Source organism: Helicobacter bilis ATCC 51630 (assembly GCF_000686565.1).
GTDB classification, from domain to species: domain Bacteria; phylum Campylobacterota; class Campylobacteria; order Campylobacterales; family Helicobacteraceae; genus Helicobacter_A; species Helicobacter_A bilis.
On the sequence record NZ_JMKW01000080.1, the window covers coordinates 1 to 5,888 of the forward strand.

The following is a 5,888-nucleotide window of genomic DNA, read 5'->3' on the forward strand; positions in this document are numbered from 1 at the left end:
TTTAGATTATGGCACAATCTAAGCGAGTGCTTTGTGGAAATAAGAGGTGGTTTTTTAACAGCAAATGGAAAAGATGAAATTGTGTTTGAAAAATCCTTGATTGTGCCTATTGATGATGAAAATGCAGAAATAGAGCTATGGAGTGGATTTTATGATAGCAAAGGCACAAAGCTATACGAGGGCGATATAGTCAAATACGATTCAAAAACAGCACCGCTAGTAGTGGTGTTTGAGAGAAACACATTCTACATTATAGACACAAGCATAGAAAAGGATTTGCAAGTGGATTGTGGAACACGCTTACAATGCATATACGAGAGAAGCAATGGCTACAAAGACAATACAATAGAGTGCGTGCAAGTGATAGGCAATATCCACGAGAATGCGGATTTGTTAAAAAAAAGAAAAAGTGCTTATCAAATGTAAGTATGGGGATATGTATGATTCAAAAGGATTCCCTAAATATTAGAAAAATGCAAGGATTTTGAAAGGATAAGGAATGAATGAAACACAAATAAATGAGTTAAAAAGGGATTTGAAAGATAAAGGCGAGATTATAAAAAGTCTTACAGAATCTAATAATAATCTTGTAGTTAATCAACAAATTACTGCATTAGCAATAAAAGAGTTGCAAGAGAGATTAGCAGAACTTGAAAAGGATATTAGCATAATAAAGGGTAGAAAATGACTTATGATTTTTTAGTATATATAGCTATCTTAGAATTTGTGATTATTGCGTATTTAGTCTTTATCGCTTTTAGATTAAAAAAGCTATGTAATATGTTTGCAAGTTTAATATGTGAGATTAGCGACACTTTGTCTGCCTTGCAATGTGAAGATAAGGATTAAAACAAAGTTGCTTCTTTTTTAGCTTCTCTATGCTTTTTTATAATATCTCGTATTGTATTTTCACTTAAGTTGTATTTATACGCTAGTGTTGCAAAGTTTGCTCCATTAAACTCTTGTATTATCTTTTCTTTTGCGTTTGGGATTACCTTTGGCACATAAAGACTTATGCCACCATATTTTTTACATATCTTTTCAAAGCTCATGCCATTTTTATAATCAATGCAGATTTCTTCTAAGTAGTGCATACAATCCCCTTAATGCCCCTATGTGTTTTTATCTTTGCCTTTGTTTATGTTATTTACTAAATAGCGTATTTTAGCAATAAAGTTTTGAGTATTTTGCTATTGTTTAATGATAAAGAGATGTTTCGCTTTCGCTCAACATGACAAGATTAAGGGCAACATGATAAATAAAGGCGATATATCAATAACACAATACATAATCTTGCTATTCTCAATCATTTACCAAATTTAAAGTGATTTAATATTGTTTCTTTAATATCTTCTTTTAAATCATTTGGAATGTCGTTATCTTTAAAGGGTAAAAATGGTCTTGCTGGGATATTTGCTTTTAAGTTCTTTCCTGCTTTTCCGCCAAACTGATGGAGGGGGGCGTATTCTAGATTTGTGCCAATGCTAACAATACCACTTGCACTCCCCTTTGCCCCACCTTTACTCTTTTGCATTTTTGTGCGTGAGTTAATAGAGCTTTGAAGCATACTAGATTCTGTTAGAATCTTACTTCCTTTTTTATGTTTTAGTGTTTGTTTTGATAGGGGAGTCCATTTATCACCAAATGGGCTAGTCTCTTTTTCAAAGCTTAGTTCTGCTTCATTTTTAGCAAGATTTCCTACTTCATGTAGTATGGGAGATATGTTTTTACATTGTTTTATTGTAAAGTCTAGCTCATTTATGAGTTGTTGAAGTGAAATATTTTGCTTCATTTTAGTCCTTTATAATTGCAAAGTTTAATTTTTATGCTACAATGGTGTTGTTAGAGTTGGTTTGACTTTAACAAGAACGAGATGATGGTCGCACGGGAGCGGGGTTTTTGCTTATAGCATCCACATATCGCAGGTTCGAATCCTGCCATCTCGTTTATTTAATCTCTTTGTATTTTTCTTTTGATAATTCTTCCCTATTAACCTTACTCATCGTAACTAAAAAATTAGTCATACCAAACTTTTTTATTTTGTGATTTATCATTATTGGTATTTTTATAATCTTGTTTTTATCATTTATGTCATCTATCACAAAGAATATATTCTTATGCTTTTCTTCTGTATATATAAAAAGCCTTATATCTTTAGAATCTAGTATGTCATAATCCTTTCTCTCTCTTCCTTGCTTACATGCTGATTATAGCTTTCTTTTCTATCGCCTGTGTGTTAGTCTGCCTTTATCTATGACTATGCCTATTTTTTGTGCTTCTATGTTGAAATACTCTCTTAATGCTTTTATAGCCTTTGTGTTTAGCTCACCTACTTGGGCTACATTTCTTTTTGTGCTTGATAAATCATTGTTGATATAGGCTTCCCATATTTCATTAAAGCCTTGTTTCCATACTTCTTTTTTTGTTTCTTTTTCAATATGCTTTAGGGCTTCATAACTTTTTATATCTTTATGCTTATAATATTTCATTTTATAGTCTAGTGCTTTTTGCAGTGTATTGGTGCTTGAGTCTAGATTCCTTGTATCATAGTTCCAATCTTTATGTGGGGTAAAAGGTGGCGGATTGTTAGCTATTTTCCAACCCCTTTTTTCAATCTGTGTTTTAGAATAGCTTTGGACTCTGCATCTGCAATTCCAAGCATTAGGTGGATAACATGTTTTCCAAAAAGCATGGTCTCTGTGTAGTATTAAGCCATGCAGACTTTTATGACTTTGTCTTACCCTATTATCATCAATGGCAACATACCTTAAGTATGTGCTATGTGGGAGGTTGTATTGTTCTCTTGCTCTTGCTTGATTATAGCTTGTGCGTATATTTGTATAATAGATTGTTTTTAATCTTTTGCTGCTTATATAGATTTCTTTAGATTCTTTTGTTGTTGGGTTTATCACTTGTGTTTTACCTAGCCAACCTGCTTTTTGCAAAGTGGGTGCAATATCTTTTTTCCAAGCGTTAAAACTTTGTCCTTTTGCTAGGGCTTTTTGCAAACTCTCTTTTATATCATAGAGTAAGTCTATTTGCGTGATTTTTGCAATGGTGAATGTCTTATGATGGGCTTCGTGCATAATCTCATCATAATCAAAATGTAATTCCTTTGTCTTTGCCATAAAGTAGGCAATATTATCTGTGGGTGGGGATTTAAAATCAAAGGTCATTATGCACACTCCCCTTGCCATAAATCATAGCATTTGCGATATAGTTTGATAACTCATCTTTTGCAAGTTCTAAATCACTTCCTTTTAGCATAGATTCTAACTTTAGAAATGCTTCATCATAGGTTTTACAATCTTTTAGTAAAGCGTTTAGGTTAAATGTGTCTTTTGGACTTAGTGTATGCTCTAGTTTATCTATGCTATCTAGTGTGTTTATGTTGCCATCTTTAATCTCTCTATTCTTCTGCATATTCTTAAAAGATAAAGGCGAGTTTATATCTAAGTCTATATTGTCTCTATATTCTAATCCCTCTATTTTAAATGTGTTTTCAAGGTGCTTTAAAGGCACTTTAATACCCATATTAGATAAGAGATTATACACTTCTGCTTGAAGTTTCTCATCTTTTTCTGTATTTGTGTCTATCTCAAAGTAAAAGGGGGCTACATGACTAAAGTTATATTCTAGCATTTTAGCTAAGAGTGGTGTGATATTTTCTGCTAGAAGTCCTGCATCAAACTCTAATACATTCTTTGTTATACCCTCATGCACATTACCTAGTGCCTGTGTGCCATTTTGCACATTATTCCCTGCTAATACTTGACTTGTGATCACTTTAGAGATACACTCATCACAATATCTTACAAAGTCTAGGAATGTGCCTTTATCTACATTTCCATTTAAGACTTCTAGTATATCATCTTTTGCAAATAAGCCTACACCATTGCTTCTTAGATTTAGGGCTGATTGTAATATAAGATTGCTTGTCTCTTGTGTGCTTGTAGCTTCACTCTTTATAATTAAGGGTGGGACAGAAAAGCTATCTAAATAACTCATGTATCTTTGCAAGGTAATATGCTTTAGACTTGCTAGGCTTATAATCTTATTCATAAGGCTAGATTCTATGAGATTTCCTGCATCACTTGGATGATAGATTGTATAAATATCTTCATTTGCTTCATGCAGGTAGATTCTATTACTGCCTTGTTCTATATAGGGCATAAAAGATTCATCACTTTCAAAGTATCGCATACTTATAAAATCTAGCTTTGGATAAATCTTAGAATTAAGAGATTCCCACTGCAAGATAAAAGAGCTAAATCCATAAGGAATAGATGTGCTAAAGAAACCATTAATGATCTCAAAAATGTAGGCATTGAATTTGGTTATAGCATGAATGATATGAGTGATATGTTTAAAGGCTTTTACTCAACTGCTGGTGCTACTATGAGCCTAGAACAAGCAAAAGAAGTCATGGAGAAAATAGCAGTAGCCGCAAATGTATCTGGCGTAGATGTAGAATCTCTAAAAGTAACACTTGATAATCTAGGCAGTGGTGTAGCAGATACTGCAACAGATTTTGGTCGTTTTATAAAGTCTCTAGGCTTAAGCACAGAAGCTATGACACAAGCAAAGAATGAGGGCAAACTCTATGAATTAATGCTAGAAAAGCTATCCCCTTTGCAAGAGAGTGTAAAAGCACAAAGCATGAGTTATTCTGTTGCAGTAGGTAAGCTTAACTCTGCATTTGATGATTTAAAACGAAGTGCTATAAGTGTATATTTTGAAAAGATAAAAAACTCCATTGCTTCAATGACTGAATTTATTACAAGCAATAAAGATAGATTTCTAGCTGTATTTGCTGCATGGATAGATCATATACAGAGAATATGGGATAGTCTAAAAGAGTTAGCATTATTCTTATGGGAAGAGTTTGGCAATGCTTTAAAGTGGATTGCAAGCTGCTTTAAAGAGAGTAATAAAGAGCTTGATACCTTTACTATCTTATTAAAAGGTATGCAAACTACTATGGTAGGCATTGTAGCTGTTATTAATGTCATAGTTGAAGGTGTAAAGCTTGTTATAAATACGATTAAAGGCATGATAAATAATGCAATGGCAGCAGGTGATGCATTAAAATATGCTTTTTCATTTGGGAAAGACAAAGAAGCCCTTGCAAGCTTTCATAAAAGAATGGCAGAAAATGATGCAATATGGGAGAAAATGAAAGGTAATGTCTCTCATATGGGAGATGTGCTTGTAGATAGCTATAAAGAGATACTTGCTCTATGGAATGATGAGCAAGAAAAGGTGAATAAAGATGTTGAAACAAATACTACAAAGCTTGTAGCTAAGAAAAGAGCTATTACACAAACAAAGCAAACTAAAGCACAAGAAAAAGGCTTAAGCGAGACTGAAAGATTAAAAGCATTCTGGGATTATGAGTATAGAATAAGGGAGAGAAATATCTCTCTTATGCAAGATGGTAAGAAAAAAGAAATCGCATTAGAGAAACTACGCTATGAAAGAACGATTACAAATCTAAACTTTGAAGTGAATGAAAAGCTAAAGAGTGGAGAATTAGAGTTAGCTCAAGTTAATGCCTTGTATGAAGCAGAAAACAAGCTGCATGAAAAAAGAATAAAAGAGATACAAGAATATAATCTCTATGTAGAACAGATTACAACAAGCCTTAATTACTCACTTAGCTCTGGGTTTAATGAACTCTTAAGTGGTAAAAGTAGTATAGCTGATGCATTTTCTAACATTATGAGTGAAGCACAAAATTCAATCACACAAGGTTTTAGCACAGCTTTAAGTGATGCTTTTACTAATAGCAAAGCACGATATATTGAATCTAGAATTACTTATCACAAAATATGGCGATATGCTGTTTGTCATAGATGAGGCGTATTATGAGTTTTGTGGTAAAAGTG

8 protein-coding genes are annotated in these 5,888 nt (G+C 33.0%); 4 read left to right on the forward strand and 4 right to left on the reverse strand.

The window, feature by feature from the left end:
* The 3 genes from T368_RS0110680 to T368_RS15740 all read left to right on the forward strand — a co-directional run.
* A partial coding sequence (locus T368_RS0110680; RefSeq protein ID WP_027338487.1) for a YopX family protein occupies positions 1–426 on the forward strand: 426 nt, incomplete at its 5' end.
* A gap of 73 nt (positions 427–499) precedes the next feature.
* Positions 500–688: a hypothetical protein gene (locus T368_RS0110685; protein ID WP_004085122.1), complete on the forward strand. Its 189-nt coding sequence runs from the start codon at positions 500–502 to the stop codon at positions 686–688.
* Positions 685–849, forward strand: a complete 165-nt coding sequence (locus T368_RS15740; protein WP_004085123.1) for a hypothetical protein — start codon at positions 685–687, stop codon at positions 847–849. The genes T368_RS0110685 and T368_RS15740 overlap by 4 nt, the downstream gene beginning before the upstream one ends.
* On the opposite strand, the gene T368_RS0110695 is transcribed toward T368_RS15740, so the two are convergent.
* From T368_RS0110695 to T368_RS0110710, 4 genes are all read right to left on the reverse strand, one after another.
* Entirely contained in the window at positions 846–1,094 is a 249-nt protein-coding gene (locus tag T368_RS0110695) for a Mor transcription activator family protein (protein WP_004085124.1), read from the reverse strand. The genes T368_RS15740 and T368_RS0110695 overlap by 4 nt on opposite strands.
* A gap of 212 nt (positions 1,095–1,306) precedes the next feature.
* Positions 1,307–1,792, reverse strand: a complete 486-nt coding sequence (locus T368_RS0110700) for a phage virion morphogenesis protein (protein ID WP_004085125.1) — start codon at positions 1,790–1,792, stop codon at positions 1,307–1,309.
* A 430-nt stretch (positions 1,793–2,222) separates the two neighbouring features.
* Positions 2,223–3,176 (reverse strand): phage head morphogenesis protein, encoded by a 954-nt coding sequence (locus T368_RS14690; protein ID WP_004085126.1) that lies wholly within the window; start codon positions 3,174–3,176, stop codon positions 2,223–2,225.
* Positions 3,166–4,362 carry a phage portal protein family protein gene (locus T368_RS0110710; RefSeq protein WP_080628827.1) on the reverse strand — a complete coding sequence of 399 codons (1,197 nt, stop codon included), beginning with the start codon at positions 4,360–4,362 and terminating at the stop codon, positions 3,166–3,168. Before T368_RS0110710 ends, T368_RS14690 begins: the two co-directional genes overlap by 11 nt.
* On the opposite strand from T368_RS0110710, the gene T368_RS0110715 reads away from it, so the two are divergent.
* Complete coding sequence (locus tag T368_RS0110715; RefSeq protein ID WP_004085128.1) at positions 4,345–5,859, forward strand: hypothetical protein; 1,515 nt, start codon at positions 4,345–4,347, stop codon at positions 5,857–5,859. The two genes, T368_RS0110710 and T368_RS0110715, sit on opposite strands and share 18 nt — an antisense overlap.
* Positions 5,860–5,888 lie beyond the last annotated feature (29 nt).